Below are 15,978 nucleotides of genomic sequence, written 5' to 3' on the forward strand. Positions count from 1 at the left end.
TTTTTTTATGAAACATCTATTTTCTTTCATTCTAATAATCAGCGGTTCCATCACTTTATTGGGCCAACAGAAGGTATTAAAATACTATCCTCCCGAAAATAAAATCGTCAAAGAAGAATATTATATTCTGGACAGTGACTCTACCAAAATACACGGTGATTACATCAAGTATTATGAAGAGGGTGGAATCGCCATGAAGGGTAAATTTGAAAATGGCAAACCCAATGGGGTATTTAATGAATTCTATGAAAACGGAAAGAAATTAAGCACCATTACCTTTGACCACGGAGAAAAAACAGGTCCTTTCCAAATTTTATCTCGTTCTGGAAAACCTATTCAAAATGGTGGATATAAAAATGGTGAGCTCAACGGTCTGGTCACCTCTTATTATGAAGACGGCACAAAAAAGACAGAAACTCAATTTAATGACAGCACCCCAATTGGATGGGCTAAAGAATACTTCCCCTCAGGCAGTCTAAAATCAGAGTTTCAGTACAATAACGGGACCCAAGATGGCCCAGCTAAAACCTATTACCAAACAGGAGAACTGTCTTCTGAATTCAATTACAAGCAAGGCGTTATTGAAGGAGAATACCTTACCTACTACAAAAACGGACAACTTGAATGGGAGTACAAATACGTTGCTGGATATAAAAATGGCCCTTTCAAAAGGTTTGATGGAGACGGAAGCCTTTTAGACGAAGGCCAATATGTGGACGGGATTTATGTGGGTGAAGTAAAAAGCTATTACTTGGATGGCTCCCTCAAAGAAAAATTCACTTTTGACAAAGGAGCAAAAGTGGGCAAAAACTACACCTACTTTGAAAGTGGTAAAGTGAAGAAAATTGAAGACTATACTCGGGTTACTCAAGACGTAAGTATTCAGGAGTTTTATGAAAATGGAAATCCGAAGAAAAACCAATTTTATATAAACGCTTTCCCTAACAAAACCTGGATTGAATTCTTTGAAAACGGACAAAAGAAGACAGAAACTCCGTATAGCAATGGAGTGATAAATGGTTTTTATAAGGAATACAGCAAAGAAGGACATTTAGAAAAGCAATTGCCTTATCAATACGGAAGGAACACAGGCACACAAACCATCTTCTTCCCAAGCGGAAAAGTGAAAAGTGAAACCAGTTATGTTAACGGGTCAAAATCCGGTCCTTTCACAGAGTATTTTGAAGGAAATAAATTAAAAATCAAAGGAAATCACCGTTACGACCTACGAGAAGGTACTTGGCAATACTACAACACAAGTGGAGATGTCACTAAAAAAGAAGTTTACTCAAGAGGCAAATTAATCAGTTCATCAGAAAACTAAACCAATCATTAAGCAAGACTATTTTTTGACTATTTTTGCCAAATGATCCAAGGTATTAAAGAAACCAATTTCAGCTTCCCTAATCAGTCCGATTTCTACAGAGGAAAGGTTAGAGACATCTATTTCTTTAGCGATTTCCTAGCCATGGTGGCTTCAGATAGAATATCCGCTTTTGATGTGGTACTCCCTAGGGCAATACCTTACAAGGGACAGGTATTAAACCAAATCGCTTCCAAGTTTTTAAAAGCCACAGAGGACATTGTTCCGAACTGGATTCAAACCACCCCAGATCCAAATGTCAGTATCGGCTTAAAGTGTAAAACTTACCCCGTGGAAATGGTCATTCGAGGATATTTAGCTGGTCATGCTTGGCGTGAATACCGTTTAGGGAAAAGAAAAATTTGTGGTGTGGAAATGCCCGATGGACTGAAAGAAAATGACAAACTCCCCCACCCTATCATTACACCAACAACCAAAGCTAAAGAAGGGCACGATGAAGATATTTCAAGAGAAGAAATCCTGAAACAAGGCCTTGTGTCGGAGCGAGAATACAAGCAACTTGAAAAGTACACTCAAGCCATTTTCAAAAGAGGAACCGAACTGGCTGCTGATCAAGGCTTAATTTTGGTTGATACCAAATACGAATTCGGTCATAAAGACGGAGAGATAATCCTTATTGATGAAATTCACACGCCCGATTCTTCAAGGTATTTTTACAAAGAAGGCTATGAAGAGAGACAACGAAACAACGAAAAGCAAAAACAACTCTCTAAGGAATTTGTAAGACAATGGCTTATTGAAAATGGTTTTCAAGGCAAAGATGGACAGCAAATCCCTGAGATGACCGATGAGGTTGTTAAATCAATCTCAGACCGGTATATTGAACTTTTCGAAAAAGTTACAGGGGATAAATTTGTAAAACACCCTACTCAAGAAATCGAAAAAAGAATAGAAAATAATATCCTCGGATACCTAAATAAAAAATAAGAAGATGAAATTTACAGTAGATAAACAAGAAAAATATACCCTTATAAAACTTGACGAAGACAAACTAGACGCAACCATTGCTCCAGGTTTAAAATCGGAATTTGTAAACCTAAGCACACAGGGTGTTAGTAATCTAGTGCTTGATCTTTCCGCTACTAAATATTGTGACTCCTCTGGCCTAAGTGCTATCCTTACGGGAAACAGGATCTGTACTGAAAACGAGGGTATTCTTGTATTGAGTGGCTTACAACCAATGGTTCAGAAGTTAATTGAGCTCTCTCAGTTGCATAAAATTCTAGACATTCTTCCTACCCAGCATGAAGCTATCGAATTTATTATGATGACCGAGTTTCAAAAAGAATTGGGAGCTGAAGAAGGTGAAGTTTAGCATAGCGGTTTGAGTATAAAAGTAAAGATATTAGGCTCGAATTCTGCCGCCCCAGCCCATAAGCGTAACCAAACTTCTCAGTTAATCACTATTGAGGGGCATCTTTATCTGATGGACTGTGGAGAGGGCACACAGCTTCAACTAAAAAGGTACAGAATACCCATTCAGCGAATCAATAATATCTTTGTTTCTCATTTACATGGAGATCATTATCTAGGAATTATGGGGCTTTTATCTACCATGCATTTGATGGGTAGAAAAAAGCCTCTTAATCTCTATGGGCCTCCTGGTTTAGCCGAAATCATTACCCTACAGCTCAAATACTCCGAAACAGTATTTAATTATAAGGTAAACTTCCACCCTGTCGATACAACAGCCAATAAGCTAATCCATGAAGATGACTTTATAAGGGTTTATACTATCCCTTTGAATCATAGAATTCCTTGCGCTGGTTATCTTTTCACGGAAAAACCCAAGAAAAGGAGGATTATTAAGGATAAATTACCAGAAGGCTTCTCTGTAAAGAATATCATTAAACTCAAGAATGGAGAAGATATTTATGATGACGATGGTAATATCATTTATCATCACACTCAAATGACACTGCCACCAAAGCGAGTTTATAAATACGCATTCTGCTCCGACACAAAGTATGACGAGTCCATTATCCCCATCATTCAAGATGCGGATATGCTCTACCATGAAACTACTTTTATGGAAGAACATGAAGATCGGGCATCGAAAACTTATCATACAACCACAAAGCAAGCCGCTACAATTGCAAAAAAAGCAAATGTGGGCATGCTTTTAATGGGACATTTCTCCATTAGATACAAAGAATTAGAGCCAATGAAATATGAGGCTCAATCTGTTTTCCCTAACGCTCACCTTGCCATTGAAGGAGAAGACTTTATCTTAGACGACATTTCTTAAACCATAGGTAATGGGCGAGTCGATTCTAAACAATAAAAAGACCAACCTCTTTCTAATCCTGGCTGGAATCTTTATTACAAACGCCCTAGTTGCGGAACTCATTGGTGGTAAAATTTTCTCCTTCGAAAAAACATTAGGATTTTCACCTTTGGACATCTCCTTGATGGGAGATTTTATGCTCCAATTCAACCTAACAGCGGGAGTATTGCTTTGGCCAGTAGTCTTTATTACTACGGATATTATTAATGAATATTTCGGAAAACAAGGAGTAAAAAGAATCACTTACATTACTGTCGGGCTAATTGCCTACGCTTTTTTGGTAATCTATTTAGCCATGAAGCTCATTCCTGCCGACTTTTGGCTAGGAGTATATGCCACAGACGCTAATGGTAATGCTTTTAATATTAATGACGCTTTTGAGAAAGTATTTTCACAAGGTCTCAATATCATTTTCGCTTCGTTGGTGGCCTTTCTGATTGGACAGTTCGTTGATGTTTACGTCTTTCATAAACTAAGAGAAATCACGGGACATAATAAAATCTGGCTTCGTGCTACAGGCTCAACCTTAATCTCTCAGCTTATCGATAGTTTCGTTGTGCTTTTTATAGCCTTCTATTTCCTAGGGTCTTGGCCAATTGAGCAGGTTTTAGCCGTTGGCCTAACCAATTACATTTACAAATTCCTGATCGCCATTCTTCTCACTCCCCTCCTTTACATTGCTCACTACTTTATAGATAGATATTTGGGGAAAGACATTTCCGAACAGCTTCAAGAGGAGGCAAGTAAGGAAAGTAGAGGCAAGCTTTTCTAACGGAAAAAATTATCTAAAATAACAGCAGTGGCAATTGCCACATTTAGTGACTCAGCCCCTCCTCTTCTTGGAATATGGAGCGAATGAGTAATATACTTTTCCAAATCAGAATTAATCCCTTGTGATTCATTCCCCATCAATAGAATTCCATTATTGGTCAATTTAGAGTTATATATATTTTCTCCGGAAAGTAACGCGCCATAAATAGCTAATTCGGTCGATGTAAATACCTCTTTCAAATCTTTATAATGAACATTCACTCTTGCAAACGACCCCATACTGGAATTAATCACTTTCGGATTATAAACATCAGCTGATTCCAAAGAGCATATAATGGTTTCAATCCCATACCAATCTGCAATTCGAATTATGGTCCCCAGATTTCCAGGGTCACGGACATCATCAAGTGCCAAAACCAACTTATTCTCTGGAAAGACTAAATTTATATCATCCTTCATCGAAACAATGGCCAAGGCTGCGCTGTTGCTCTGAAAAGTACCGACAGTTTTCAGTTCATTTTCCGTTACTTCGATTATCTCTTTTATCTTCGACAATTGATCTGTGGGCAACAATTCAGCATATGCCTTAGTCGTTAAAAGAAAGTCGATCATAAAATCAGACGCCAATACCTCAGAAACGCCTTTTGCGCCTTCAACAATAAACTTACGTTCTTGATGTCTATATTTTTTTAATTGAAGAGATTTAAAGTACTTTATCAATCGTTTTGAAAGCATATTGTAAGCTATTTGTGAAGTCGGGAAATCTATTATTCTTAATCCTTTTTTTAACCATCCTAATCAGTGGCTGTACAGGCGTCAGGCATCTGGAAGATGGTGAAAAACTTCTATACAAGCAAAGTATTGTGGGTGTTGAAGAAGCCAACAAAGATGCGCTTTCTGAACAAATAACCCTCACACCCAATACCAGAATTCCACTCATAGGCCCATTGGGTGCTTCGATTTATGAATCAGGCGAAAATAAGTATGATACAGCTGAAATCAACCAAGACAGGCGTGAGTACATTGAGAAAATGGATAAAAAGATTGCTTCACGCGAGGAAGATGGTAAATCTACCTCTAAGCTCGAAATGAACAAAAAAAGGAAACTCGACCGGCTTCAGAACAAACTAAGAAATGGAAACTTCCCTATGCGCACAGGCACTCCTTTGGCTGTATATGACAGTGTGTCCATAGAAAATTCAAAACAAAAGATGCTTACTTACCTAAATTTCAATGGGTTTTTGAAGGCTAAAGTTGATATTGAAACAAAGGAGAGGCAAAGAAAAGTCAATCAAAAATTCATTATATCAGAAGGTCCAAGAAGTTACATAGACAGCTTAACCCTGAGAACTGGTGACTCAACACTCAGTAACCTGATCAATGCCTCCAAAACAAAGTCATTCCTTAAATTAGGAGAAGCCTATAGCAAAGATAAAATCGACCAAGAGCGGCAACGAATAGAGTCATTAATGAAAGACAATGGCTATTTTAATTTCACCAAAGGCTTTATTGAATTCGATGTCTTTTTCAAACCAAATCAACTTGATTTATGGGTTTCTACTGTGATTAACAAACCATCTGATAAACCCCAGCATCAGATGTATCAAATGGATTCAATTATTTTCAATAGTAATGGTAGCGACATACCTAGTGACACCACCGAATATCAGAATGTGACCTATGTCTCTGGTTTGAATTACTATTCGCCCAAAGTGGTAGACACACGCCTTATCTTCAGAAAAGGGGATATCTACAACTACACCAATGTGATTAATACGCAGCGCCAACTATTGGCCATTGACATGTTCCGTTATGTCAATATCAACTTCGACACTACCTTGATCCCAGGTAAAATGGTAACGAATTTCTATACAGCCCCATTAAAAAAATATCAGATTACACAAGAGTTAGGGCTAAACGTAAACAATAATACCGACTCAAACTGGCCAGGGCCGTTCTATAACCTTTCACTAAAAGATAGAAATATTTTTGGAGGCTTAGAGATACTGGAACTCAATGGGTTTGCTGGGATAGAAGGAATTACTAAATCGAATTCAGCAGAATCATCAAATTCAAACCTTCAATATGGTGGAAATCTATCACTCAGTTTCCCAAGGTTTATAACCCCCTTCCCTTCCCGGAAATTAAACCTAGAAACGTTCAACCCGAGAACTACGGTATCCTTGGGTTATTCTTACACCGATAGGCGTGAATACAAGCGTGAAAACATCAATGGGAACTTAGCTTATAACTGGCAGAATCTAAAGGGTAACAAGAACTACACCTTGACTTTATCAGACATCAATTTGATTTATACGCCATTTAGAAGCGATGAGTTTAAAGCCTTGCTAGACCGACTTGAGGCACAAGGAAATACCTTGAACCTAGCCTTTGAACCTTCATTCGTAAGTAGTACTTCATTCAATGCAACGCTTAATAATGATTACTCAAATGCGAATTCTCCCTCATCTTTTTTCCGCTATTTTGTTGAGGCAGGGGGAAGCTTATTAAATGTTACAGGCAAAGGACTTTTGAACCACAATAAGTTAGAGAACTATCAATTTCTCAAATTTCAGGTAGACTATCGAAGGTATTATCCATTAAGTAGAGAACGAGCCCTAGTACTTAGAACTAATATTGGTATTGCAGACCCCTATAACGGCAGAGATTTACCATATGAGAAGCACTTCTTCTCTGGAGGAAGCAACAGCAACAGGGCATGGACACCTAGACGACTTGGACCAGGTTCTGCATTCCCGTATTTACTAGACGATAATGGTGATAATGTTAAAGACGCTGAAGGCAACCTAGTGGCCGACCGTTCGAAAGACAGTTATCGATTTGAACAGCCTGGAGAAATCCTTTTAGAACTTAATGCAGAATACAGGGCCAATATCGCTGGCTTTATTGATTGGGCATTTTTTGTGGATGCAGGAAATGTCTGGAAATTCAACGACACTGCCCCAGAGAAGCCAAATGACGCAATCCCATTGTCGCCCGGTGCCGATTTCAAGTTCAATCGGTTTTATAAAGAAATTGCCGTGGGGGCTGGAATGGGACTTCGTTTTGATTTCTCCTTTTTAGTATTTCGATTTGATGTTGGCCATAAAATTAAAGACCCGCGCTATGCCGAAGGTGAACGCTGGAGAAAGCCTTTCCAAAGTAAAAACCAAACAGTTTGGAATATTGCTGTTGGTTACGCATTCTAAAGTCAACACATAAAAAAGGTGACCGATGTATCATTAGTCGCCCAATTCTATATCATTTCTTACAATTAGTAATTCAATAACTCCGAAAGCACTACCTCCACCTTTTCGGCAGTTGGTAACATTTGCTTTTCTAATTCCACATTCAATGGGATTGCAGGTAAGTTAGCGGCTCCGTAAGTCATTACCGGAGCATCTAAAATCTGAAAACACTCTTTTGAAATACGCCCTGCCAAAGATTCAGCAAAGGAATTCATCAAAGGCTCTTCTGTAAGCACCAAAGCTTTATTGTGCCTTTTCACCGCAGCAATTACACCTTCCCAGTCCAAAGGGTTTAAAGTTCTTAAGTCAAGTATTTCTACCTGCCCTTTGAATGCCTTACTTGCCGCTCTCGTCCAATAAACCCCCATTCCATAAGTGATTACCACGCAACTTTCACCATTGGCAATGGCCTCCTCACTCGCCTCTTGGTCAATTCTAGATTTACCTAATGGAATGATATAATCACTATCTGGTTCAAATGTTTTTGCACCCTCAGTTCCTGGCACTTTAGACCAATACAATCCTTTGTGCTCCAACATCACCACCGGATTAGGATCATGGAAGGCCGCTTTCATCAAACCTTTCATATCGGCCGCATTGGATGGGTAAACTACTTTAATTCCTCTGATATTGAGCAAAGTAGACTCTATACTTCCGGAGTGATAGGGCCCCCCCCCACCATAAGCACCAATCGGTACTCTAATCAGAGATTGGATAGGGAACTGCCCTTGAGATAAGTAACAGCTTTTTGAAAGTTCTTCAACCAATTGATTGATGCCAGGCCAAATGTAATCGGCAAATTGAATCTCTACTATCGCTTTTGCCCCAATGGCCGACATACCTGCAGTAGATCCAACAATATAGGCTTCCTGAATCGGAGTATTAAAAATGCGATTATCTCCGTATTTCTGTGCTAATGTTGCTGCCTCTCTAAATACTCCACCCAACGCTCCACCTACGTCTTGTCCATAAAAAAGCGACTCCGGGTGGTTTTTTAAAATATCGTCAACCGCATGAAGGGCCGCATCTACCATCACTACCTTTTCTGCCCCTCTCGGTTTTCTATGCCCTTTTTCGGTGATGATGGGCGTTGGTGCAAACTCATGATCCATAAACGTGGTAATATCAGGATCATCAGCATTTATTGCTCTGGCGTACTCCGCTTGCACAAAGGTCAAAGCTTCATCTTCTATTTTTACAAGTTGAGCATCTTTCCAACCACGTTTTTTCAGTTCTTTTCTTAACCTTGGAATTGGGTCACTCTTCAGGTGCTCATCAAAATCTCCTCTGTACCATTCTTTTCTTACCCCAGAAGTGTGGTGACCAAGCAAAGGCACTTTGGCATGAACAAGAATTGGAGCTCTATTTTCTCTTACGTAGTTAAACGCTTTCTGTAAGCCCTCATAGGAATCAACAAAGTCACTACCATCCACACGCATACGCTCCATTCCAGTGAATCCAGAAACGAAGTCATAGGCATCCATCGCTCGCATTTCAGCACCAGTGGCCGAAATCCCCCAATCGTTATCTTGAATCAAATAAACAATGGGTAGCTTATGGAGCACTGCCATTTGAAAGGCCTCGGAAACTTCCCCCTCTGTTACAGATCCGTCACCAAGTGAGCAAAGCACTACCGGCTTTTTGTCTCCTTTTAGTAAATTCTGACTCTCCAAATAGTGAATACCATGCGCCATTCCTGTGGCTGGTATGGCCTGCATACCAGTTGCCGAACTCTGATGAGGTATGGTTGGGAAACCCTCTCTTTTCAAAGAGGGATGCCCATAATAGGTTCTTCCTCCAGAAAATGGGTCATCTTTTTTGGCCATGAGCTGAAGCATCAATTCATAAGGCTGCATGCCTATTCCCAATAAAATAGATTCATCTCTATAATAGGGTGCGGCAAAGTCGTGCGCCTCTAAAGAAAAAGCTGCAGCTAACTGAATGGCTTCATGCCCTCTTGATGTGCTATGAACGTATTTGCTGCAAATCGCTTTATTCTCTTCGTAGGTTACCGCCATATTCATGGCGGTATGCATCAGCCTATAGGCTTTCTCGAACAATGCTTTGGATATGGATATTTCTTTATTCTCGTCTTTTGATATCTTCTTCGTCTTGATAACTCCCATAGATGTGGTTATGTCAAATTCAAAAATAGCCAATATTTTTGAACGATGCGCTAAAAAACCTACCGATCGTTAGGCAATCTATTTGTGATACGGAATTGCCTTTCAACGGTTTGTTTTACTTTTGCAGTATGGCAATGACAGACAGAGATTCGATTACTCGGATTTTTAGAAATATTCAAGATCATATCTGCAAAGAAATTACCAAATGTGATGGCTCAGGCAGCTTTATCGAAGATCAATGGGAACGACCAGGCGGTGGGGGTGGCATTAGCCGCGTAATGCGCCATGGTACCATTATAGAAAAAGGTGGGGTTAATTTTTCCGCTGTACACGGCAAAACTCCTGAAAAAATATTGAGTTCATTTGGATTGACTGAAGGAGATTTCTTTGCTACGGGAGTATCTATTGTTCTACACCCGGAAAATCCGATGGTTCCTATTATTCATATGAACATCCGATATTTCGAAATGTCGGACGGAAACTATTGGTTTGGAGGAGGAATTGACTTAACGCCTCACTATTTAGATGAATCCGATGCTCAGTTTTTCCATGAAAAACTTAAGGCGGTTTGTGACAAGCATCATTCTACTTACTATAATGAATTCAAACCTTGGGCAGATGACTATTTCTATGTAAAGCATAGAAAGGAAACCCGAGGGATTGGAGGGATTTTCTTTGATCATTTAGGCGAAGACAAAACGTTTAGCAAATCTGACCGTCTGGAATTTGTCAAAGATGTTGGACTTGCCTTTGCCCCTATCTATACCTACTTAATGCGCAAAAACTCTAAACTCCCTTACGGGGAAAGAGAGAAGGAATGGCAGATGCTTAGACGCGGTCGTTATGTTGAATTTAACCTAGTGCATGACAGAGGAACGCGTTTTGGTTTAGAAACCGATGGACGTATTGAGTCAATTTTAATGAGCTTACCAGCACAAGCGGGATGGGAATATGACTTTCAGCCCCTGAAGGGAAGTAGAGAAGCCAAAACACAAGAAGCACTAAAAAAAGGAATCAACTGGCTAAAACCTTAAATGATCGATCAATTAGAAAAATGGGATAAAGCACTGTTTCGCATCATTAACGAGGCGAACAATGGATTTGGTGATTTTATAATGACCTGGGCCAGTAACAAATTCGTTTGGATTCCTCTTTATATATTCCTGCTTTATTGGTTGTTCAAATACAAAAAAAACTATGGCTGGATGGCCCTATCACTAGGCTTACTCATATTGATCAGCGACCAAACTGCTTCTGGCCTTTTAAAACCTTGGGTAGGCCGACTTCGACCTTGCCATGATCCTGAAATAATGGATTGGGTTCACACTCCCGATGGTTGTGGCGGACGCTATGGCTTCGCTTCATCCCATGCTTCAAACATGTTTGCACTGGCATTTTTCTGCTGGTTTTGCTTGAAAGATAAGCTGAAACACATTTGGCTTTTGCTACCTTGGGCTGCATTAATTGCTTATAGCCGTGTCTATTTAGGGGTTCATTTCCCCGGTGATGTAATGATCGGGGCGATCATTGGTTTTGTGGCTGCCCTTATCTCCTATCGTTTTTTCAAATTGGTCAGTAAGAACTCCAAGGCATGAGAATTATTTATACGGGGTTAATCCTTCTTTTCCTTCTATCTAATACTTATGCCCAACTTTCTGAAAATTGGGAAGGTGAATGGGCTGGAGAACTCAAAATTTACAATGAGAAGGGGTTGCAGCAGACTGTTGATATGGGGCTAAATATTATTTCCAAATCAGATTCATTGTGGAGTTGGCAAATCATTTATGGTTCAGGTGAACAGGAACAATTAAGGGATTATCTTCTTTACAAGAATAAAGCTGACCTAAATCAATATATTTTGGATGAACAAAACTCTATTCAACTTTACTTAAGCCATGTAAACCAAGGGCTTTATAGTTGGTTTACGGTAACACAAAACGAGCTTCTCGTCAGTTATGAACTAATTGATGAGGAAATTCACTTCAAAACCATCGTGACTACGGAATCTCAATCTTTAATCACTGGAGGAGAAAGTAACTCGCCAGAGGTAAAGTCGCAAAAAATCAGAACTATTCAGGAGGCTATATTAATTAGAAAGCAATGAAAAAGGACGCCATCGTTTTTAAATATTTCAAACGTGTTTTTGATGATTATCAAGTACTTGTGTCGGTCAACCCAATCGACTTTACCGGAACGGAATTAATCATTCATCCTGATGGAAAAGTAGAGAAGACAGACATGAATTTTGATGAGGAAATTTATGATGATTTAACAGAAGATGAATTCAAAGAAAGCAGCCCTTTAGAGTTTCAACTTTATATGAAAAAGGACTTCTTCGAAAGAAAAGAAGGCTAAACCAATTGGTTTTCGTAAGCAAACTTAACCAGCCCTGCCAAATTCTTTACCCCCAACTTACTTAAGATATTCTTTCTGTGTGTATCCACCGTATGAGAGCTTATAAATAGCTTCTCCGCTATTTCGTTGGTGTTGAGTTCAGACGCAATAAGCTTAATGATCTCCACCTCCCGTTTTGTCAGTTGCACTTGATCTACAGCCTTCTGAGTCTTTTCTAAGCTATCAAAAAGTGATTCTGTTACATCGTCCCCATAAATCCTTCTGCCTTGTGACACTTCGTTAATAGCGAAAACCAATTCCTTCTTACCAGAATTTTTAAGAATACAACCTTGGACCCCAAGCTCGATCAGTTGCTTAGTAAACTGAGCATTGTTGTGCATGGTCAAAATAAGCACATTCACTTCAATCCCTTTCTTACGCAACTGTCTCACAACCTCAATTCCATCCATTTCAGGCATATTGATATCGAGCAATATAACGTCAACTGCACAGAACTCAAGTTTACGAAGCGCATCTGCTCCAGTTAAAGCACTATCAACGACTTTTATAGAAGAATCATCTTCAAGGATTGAAGATATCCCATCAATTACCACTTGGTGATCGTCAACTAAGAGAACTCTAATCATGATTTATTGGTATATCAATTGAAATTGTTGTGCCTGCCCCTCTTCCCGAATCAATATGGAAATTACCGTTGAGTTTGGCGACTCGTGCTTTTAAGTTACTTAAGCCTATTCCAGATTTTTTATTCACTTCCTTCAAGTCGAAACCCATACCATCATCCTCTACTATGAGGTTAACACTATCTTCTCCTTTAGTAAGTTGAATATTGGCTTCTTTGGCCTGTGAATGTTTTAATATATTACTAATCAACTCTTGAACAATACGGTACAATTGTAACTCTTGTTCGGCAGTCAAAACATTATTTAAGTCGTTTGAATAAAGACTTACCTTGAGTTTACCAGTCTGAGAAATCTTGTCTTTCAAGTCTTCCAAAGCTGGTACGAGCCCAAATTTTGTAAGCACCCCCGACATTAAATTGTGTGAAATACTTCTTACCTCACCCGTAGCCTGATCCAGTAGATCAGATGCTTTCATAAACTTAGTATGGGTTTGATCATCCTTACTCAGGCTTTCGGTAACTACACTAAAGTGCAATTTCACCATCGAGAGAATACCTCCTAGTCTGTCATGAAGGTCAATAGCGATTCTTCTTCTTTCTGTTTCTTGTCCTTCTAAAACCCCTTGCAGCGAAGCAATTTCTTGCTTCTGCAAGAGTTCATCGATTTGGCGTTTATTAATCTCTTCGTTCTTAACCGCCAGCGCCTTGATGTTTTTTCTACGTTGGTCTATCACATAAATGGTAATGAAAGCAGCCACTACAAGTGTAATGGAAACGACTAATATAATAGTCTTATATTTTCGCTGCTGAAGTGCTAAATTCTTCTGCCTTTCAGATTCGAGCGCTAAAGAGGCAGTCATAACCTTCGCCTTAAGCTCTAGAATTTCATTATTTTTACCATCTACATAAATTACTTTTGCCAAGGAGTCTGATGAGTCTGTATGCCTAGCCGCAACTTCAAACTTACCCTCACTTCTTGCTATTTGAGATAAGAGCGTCAATACCTCTCTAGCATCATCTAAGTATTTCAAAGAATCAGCTATTTCATATGCTAGGTTTGCATAGATTTTCGCACTGTCAAGGTTGTCAAGCTTGAAGAAAGACATTCCCATCCTTCTATAATCGAGCCCAACAACTCTGAAATTCTTTAGTTCTTTGTTTTGTTTTGAAGACTCATAACTTTTAGCAATCGCTAGATCATATTCCTCTTTTAAATAATGAAGGGACCCGATATTTGAGAGGAGGGACGCAACCATTACCTTATTCTTTTCCTCATTGAACAACACCTCGGTTTTATTATAGTAATACAAGGCCGAGTCAATATTTTCATCTATTTGGTGTGTCACTCCAATTCCATACCATGCGTTATTCTCTAGACGCTTATTATTAATGCTTTGAGAAAGTTTTATTGCTTTAAGGTAGGATGATCGAGCCAAATCCGACACTCCTAATTCAATGAATACGGCAGCGCCCCCTATTGCCGCGCGAACTTGAAATTCAATATTATCCATCCCTTCTGCCAAATCCGAAACTTGACCAAAAGCAATTAGAGCTGAGTCATACTTTGCCTCAGCCCTATATTTCTCACCCTGCTTCCTTAATTCTTCCAGACGGTTTAAATCCTGACTAAACAGAGGATTGAAGCAAAAAATAAAAATTATTAAAACTAACTCCTTCATTACTAATTACCAGAGACAGGAGGTACTGGAGGTGGTGGGTTATTAGCTCCTCCTTCATCTCCTTCCTCTCCTTCTCCTTCTTCCGGCTCTGGATCAAATTTATTAATCATAAAGGCTTTGGATTGAAACATCAACCCAAAGCTCTTATCAATTGAACTTCTTCTTTCTGATTTTAACATATACACTCTTTTTGATTGAAAAAAAATTACAAACACAATGAATCTCTCACTTTTAAACTAAGGAAGCAAGCCTGATTCATGCCTAAAATAAGCATAATGAGCTTAGGAAGTAAATACCCAGAAATAGTGAGAATAATAATTTAATATTTCTGCCCTCAAGTTTTCCAATTAACAATTTCTTGATACCTTTGCGCCCGGCAGAGGGGTGCGACCAGCTCCCGCTGAACTCCCCCAGGCTGGGAACAGAGCAAGGGTAAGCGGTTGTAGCGGTGCGACATCCTGATGCCTTTTTTTATCCCTTCCTTTATCGTATTATTACTTCCTAGACTTTTTGATTATGTCCGTTTATCTCGCAGAATTTGTGGGCACGGCCATTCTTATCTTTTTCGGGAATGGAACTAACGCTGCCACTACACTTAATTTTTCATACGCTAAAAATTCCGGTTGGATTGTAACTACAATTGGCTGGGGATTGGCTGTTACTTTTGGCATCTACGCTGTCGGCCAAATTAGTGGTGCGCACATTAATCCTGCGGTAACGCTTTCATTAGCCATGACCGGTGATTTTGAATGGACCTTAGTACCAGGCTATATTATCGCCCAAGTACTTGGCGCTATGGTGGGCGCTTCATTTACATGGCTACAGTATTTACCTCATTGGGGTAAAACCGAAGATCAAGGCGCCAAACTCGGGATTTTCTGCACAGGCGGAGCGGTAGATCAGAAAAGCGCAAACCTACTAAGCGAGGTTTTAGGCACCATGGTGTTGGTTTTCGGCCTACTTATGATTGGTGCCAACCAATTTGTAGAAGGTTTGAACCCCTTGGTTGTTGGTGGCTTGATCGTTGTTATTGGCATGGCACAAGGAGGTACAACAGGTTATGCAATCAATCCTGCTAGAGATTTTGGGCCAAGACTCGCTCATTTTCTATTGCCCATAAAAGGAAAAGGAAGTTCGAAATGGAATTATGCTTGGATTCCCATCATAGGACCAATCATCGGAGGTGGACTTGGGGCAGGGCTCTATCAATTGGCTTTTAATGGTGAAACAGGAATACTTACATGGGCATGTATTGCAAGTAGTACTTTGATCATTGCTTACGCCATTGCCGAAGAGGCCAAGAAAAAGTAGTACAACGGCTTCCCCTCTAATATGTGATGCATGCCCAGATTTCAATGGATTCCTTTTTATAAGAAGAGCCGTACTCTTCTCTCCTTCCCTTCAGTTTTCAGTAGATATACCTCCATATCATTCTGCTAGAATTCCCAAGCCCTAGCCTTATTCCCAATTCGGGACTAGCGCAACAATAAAAAGTGGGTTTAAACC

16 protein-coding genes and 1 other RNA gene are annotated in these 15,978 nt (G+C 39.6%); 12 read left to right on the forward strand and 5 right to left on the reverse strand.

The window, feature by feature from the left end:
* Nucleotides 1–7 precede the first annotated feature (7 nt).
* Genes AWN68_RS08015 through AWN68_RS08035 form a run of 5 tightly spaced genes read left to right on the forward strand, consistent with a single transcriptional unit; the run spans nt 8 to nt 4,443 of the window.
* The gene (locus AWN68_RS08015; RefSeq protein ID WP_068413817.1) at nt 8–1,324 is read left to right on the forward strand and encodes a toxin-antitoxin system YwqK family antitoxin; all 1,317 of its coding nucleotides are present in this window, start codon (nt 8–10) and stop codon (nt 1,322–1,324) included.
* 42 nt (nt 1,325–1,366) lie between these two features.
* On the forward strand, nt 1,367–2,311 hold the full coding sequence (locus AWN68_RS08020; RefSeq protein ID WP_068413820.1) for a phosphoribosylaminoimidazolesuccinocarboxamide synthase: 945 nt from the start codon (nt 1,367–1,369) through the stop codon (nt 2,309–2,311).
* A gap of 4 nt (nt 2,312–2,315) precedes the next feature.
* Complete coding sequence (locus AWN68_RS08025) at nt 2,316–2,699, forward strand: STAS domain-containing protein (RefSeq protein WP_068413824.1); 384 nt, start codon at nt 2,316–2,318, stop codon at nt 2,697–2,699.
* Between the two features lie 9 nt (nt 2,700–2,708).
* Nucleotides 2,709–3,632: a ribonuclease Z gene (locus AWN68_RS08030; protein WP_068413827.1), complete on the forward strand. Its 924-nt coding sequence runs from the start codon at nt 2,709–2,711 to the stop codon at nt 3,630–3,632.
* Between the two features lie 10 nt (nt 3,633–3,642).
* Complete coding sequence (locus tag AWN68_RS08035) at nt 3,643–4,443, forward strand: queuosine precursor transporter (protein ID WP_068413830.1); 801 nt, start codon at nt 3,643–3,645, stop codon at nt 4,441–4,443.
* On the opposite strand, the gene AWN68_RS08040 is transcribed toward AWN68_RS08035, so the two are convergent.
* A complete protein-coding gene (locus tag AWN68_RS08040; protein WP_068413831.1) occupies nt 4,440–5,177 on the reverse strand; it encodes an RNA methyltransferase in 738 nt (245 codons plus the stop codon). The two genes, AWN68_RS08035 and AWN68_RS08040, sit on opposite strands and share 4 nt — an antisense overlap.
* Here AWN68_RS08040 and tamL point away from each other — a divergent pair.
* Nucleotides 5,168–7,651 carry a translocation and assembly module lipoprotein TamL gene (tamL, locus tag AWN68_RS08045; protein WP_068413832.1) on the forward strand — a complete coding sequence of 828 codons (2,484 nt, stop codon included), beginning with the start codon at nt 5,168–5,170 and terminating at the stop codon, nt 7,649–7,651. The genes AWN68_RS08040 and tamL overlap by 10 nt on opposite strands.
* A 65-nt stretch (nt 7,652–7,716) precedes the next feature.
* Here the strand turns inward: tamL and AWN68_RS08050 are convergent, their stop codons facing one another.
* On the reverse strand, nt 7,717–9,816 hold the full coding sequence (locus AWN68_RS08050; protein ID WP_068413833.1) for an alpha-ketoacid dehydrogenase subunit alpha/beta: 2,100 nt from the start codon (nt 9,814–9,816) through the stop codon (nt 7,717–7,719).
* 128 nt (nt 9,817–9,944) lie between these two features.
* On the opposite strand from AWN68_RS08050, the gene hemF reads away from it, so the two are divergent.
* Genes hemF through AWN68_RS08070 form a run of 4 tightly spaced genes read left to right on the forward strand, consistent with a single transcriptional unit; the run spans nt 9,945 to nt 12,171 of the window.
* Nucleotides 9,945–10,850 (forward strand): oxygen-dependent coproporphyrinogen oxidase, encoded by a 906-nt coding sequence (gene hemF, locus AWN68_RS08055; protein ID WP_068413836.1) that lies wholly within the window; start codon nt 9,945–9,947, stop codon nt 10,848–10,850.
* A complete protein-coding gene (locus tag AWN68_RS08060; RefSeq protein ID WP_068413839.1) occupies nt 10,851–11,411 on the forward strand; it encodes a phosphatase PAP2 family protein in 561 nt (186 codons plus the stop codon).
* Nucleotides 11,408–11,920, forward strand: a complete 513-nt coding sequence (locus AWN68_RS08065; RefSeq protein ID WP_068413841.1) for a hypothetical protein — start codon at nt 11,408–11,410, stop codon at nt 11,918–11,920. The genes AWN68_RS08060 and AWN68_RS08065 overlap by 4 nt, the downstream gene beginning before the upstream one ends.
* Nucleotides 11,917–12,171: a hypothetical protein gene (locus tag AWN68_RS08070; RefSeq protein ID WP_068413843.1), complete on the forward strand. Its 255-nt coding sequence runs from the start codon at nt 11,917–11,919 to the stop codon at nt 12,169–12,171. The genes AWN68_RS08065 and AWN68_RS08070 overlap by 4 nt, the downstream gene beginning before the upstream one ends.
* On the opposite strand, the gene AWN68_RS08075 is transcribed toward AWN68_RS08070, so the two are convergent.
* From AWN68_RS08075 to AWN68_RS18980, 3 genes are read right to left on the reverse strand one after another with little or no spacing between them, the layout of a single operon-like run.
* Nucleotides 12,168–12,797 (reverse strand): response regulator, encoded by a 630-nt coding sequence (locus AWN68_RS08075; protein ID WP_068413848.1) that lies wholly within the window; start codon nt 12,795–12,797, stop codon nt 12,168–12,170. The genes AWN68_RS08070 and AWN68_RS08075 overlap by 4 nt on opposite strands.
* Nucleotides 12,790–14,472 (reverse strand): sensor histidine kinase, encoded by a 1,683-nt coding sequence (locus AWN68_RS08080; RefSeq protein WP_068413851.1) that lies wholly within the window; start codon nt 14,470–14,472, stop codon nt 12,790–12,792. Before AWN68_RS08080 ends, AWN68_RS08075 begins: the two co-directional genes overlap by 8 nt.
* Nucleotides 14,473–14,474: 2 nt before the next feature.
* Entirely contained in the window at nt 14,475–14,651 is a 177-nt protein-coding gene (locus tag AWN68_RS18980; RefSeq protein ID WP_157716131.1) for a hypothetical protein, read from the reverse strand.
* Nucleotides 14,652–14,845: 194 nt separating this feature from the next.
* Here AWN68_RS18980 and ffs point away from each other — a divergent pair.
* Both ffs and AWN68_RS08090 read left to right on the forward strand, forming a co-directional pair.
* Nucleotides 14,846–14,943: signal recognition particle sRNA small type (gene ffs, locus AWN68_RS08085), an RNA gene on the forward strand.
* Nucleotides 14,944–14,988: 45 nt separating this feature from the next.
* Complete coding sequence (locus AWN68_RS08090; protein WP_068413854.1) at nt 14,989–15,783, forward strand: MIP/aquaporin family protein; 795 nt, start codon at nt 14,989–14,991, stop codon at nt 15,781–15,783.
* Nucleotides 15,784–15,978 lie beyond the last annotated feature (195 nt).

The sequence above is a fragment of the Roseivirga echinicomitans genome (assembly GCF_001592935.1).
GTDB classification, from domain to species: Bacteria; Bacteroidota; Bacteroidia; order Cytophagales; family Cyclobacteriaceae; genus Roseivirga; species Roseivirga echinicomitans.

Excerpts from the sequence above, each read along its gene's own strand:
- AWN68_RS08050 (WP_068413833.1), bottom strand. The coding sequence starts at position 9,816 with ATGGGAGTTATCAAGACGAAGAAGATATCAAAAGACGAGAATAAAGAA.
- AWN68_RS08080 (WP_068413851.1), bottom strand. The coding sequence starts at position 14,472 with ATGAAGGAGTTAGTTTTAATAATTTTTATTTTTTGCTTCAATCCTCTG.
- AWN68_RS08040 (WP_068413831.1), bottom strand. The coding sequence starts at position 5,177 with ATGCTTTCAAAACGATTGATAAAGTACTTTAAATCTCTTCAATTAAAA.
- AWN68_RS08025 (WP_068413824.1), top strand. The coding sequence starts at position 2,316 with ATGAAATTTACAGTAGATAAACAAGAAAAATATACCCTTATAAAACTT.
- hemF (WP_068413836.1), top strand. The coding sequence starts at position 9,945 with ATGGCAATGACAGACAGAGATTCGATTACTCGGATTTTTAGAAATATT.
- AWN68_RS08060 (WP_068413839.1), top strand. The coding sequence starts at position 10,851 with ATGATCGATCAATTAGAAAAATGGGATAAAGCACTGTTTCGCATCATT.
- AWN68_RS18980 (WP_157716131.1), bottom strand. The coding sequence starts at position 14,651 with ATGTTAAAATCAGAAAGAAGAAGTTCAATTGATAAGAGCTTTGGGTTG.
- AWN68_RS08015 (WP_068413817.1), top strand. The coding sequence starts at position 8 with ATGAAACATCTATTTTCTTTCATTCTAATAATCAGCGGTTCCATCACT.
- AWN68_RS08090 (WP_068413854.1), top strand. The coding sequence starts at position 14,989 with ATGTCCGTTTATCTCGCAGAATTTGTGGGCACGGCCATTCTTATCTTT.
- AWN68_RS08020 (WP_068413820.1), top strand. The coding sequence starts at position 1,367 with ATGATCCAAGGTATTAAAGAAACCAATTTCAGCTTCCCTAATCAGTCC.
- AWN68_RS08070 (WP_068413843.1), top strand. The coding sequence starts at position 11,917 with ATGAAAAAGGACGCCATCGTTTTTAAATATTTCAAACGTGTTTTTGAT.
- AWN68_RS08035 (WP_068413830.1), top strand. The coding sequence starts at position 3,643 with ATGGGCGAGTCGATTCTAAACAATAAAAAGACCAACCTCTTTCTAATC.
- AWN68_RS08075 (WP_068413848.1), bottom strand. The coding sequence starts at position 12,797 with ATGATTAGAGTTCTCTTAGTTGACGATCACCAAGTGGTAATTGATGGG.
- AWN68_RS08065 (WP_068413841.1), top strand. The coding sequence starts at position 11,408 with ATGAGAATTATTTATACGGGGTTAATCCTTCTTTTCCTTCTATCTAAT.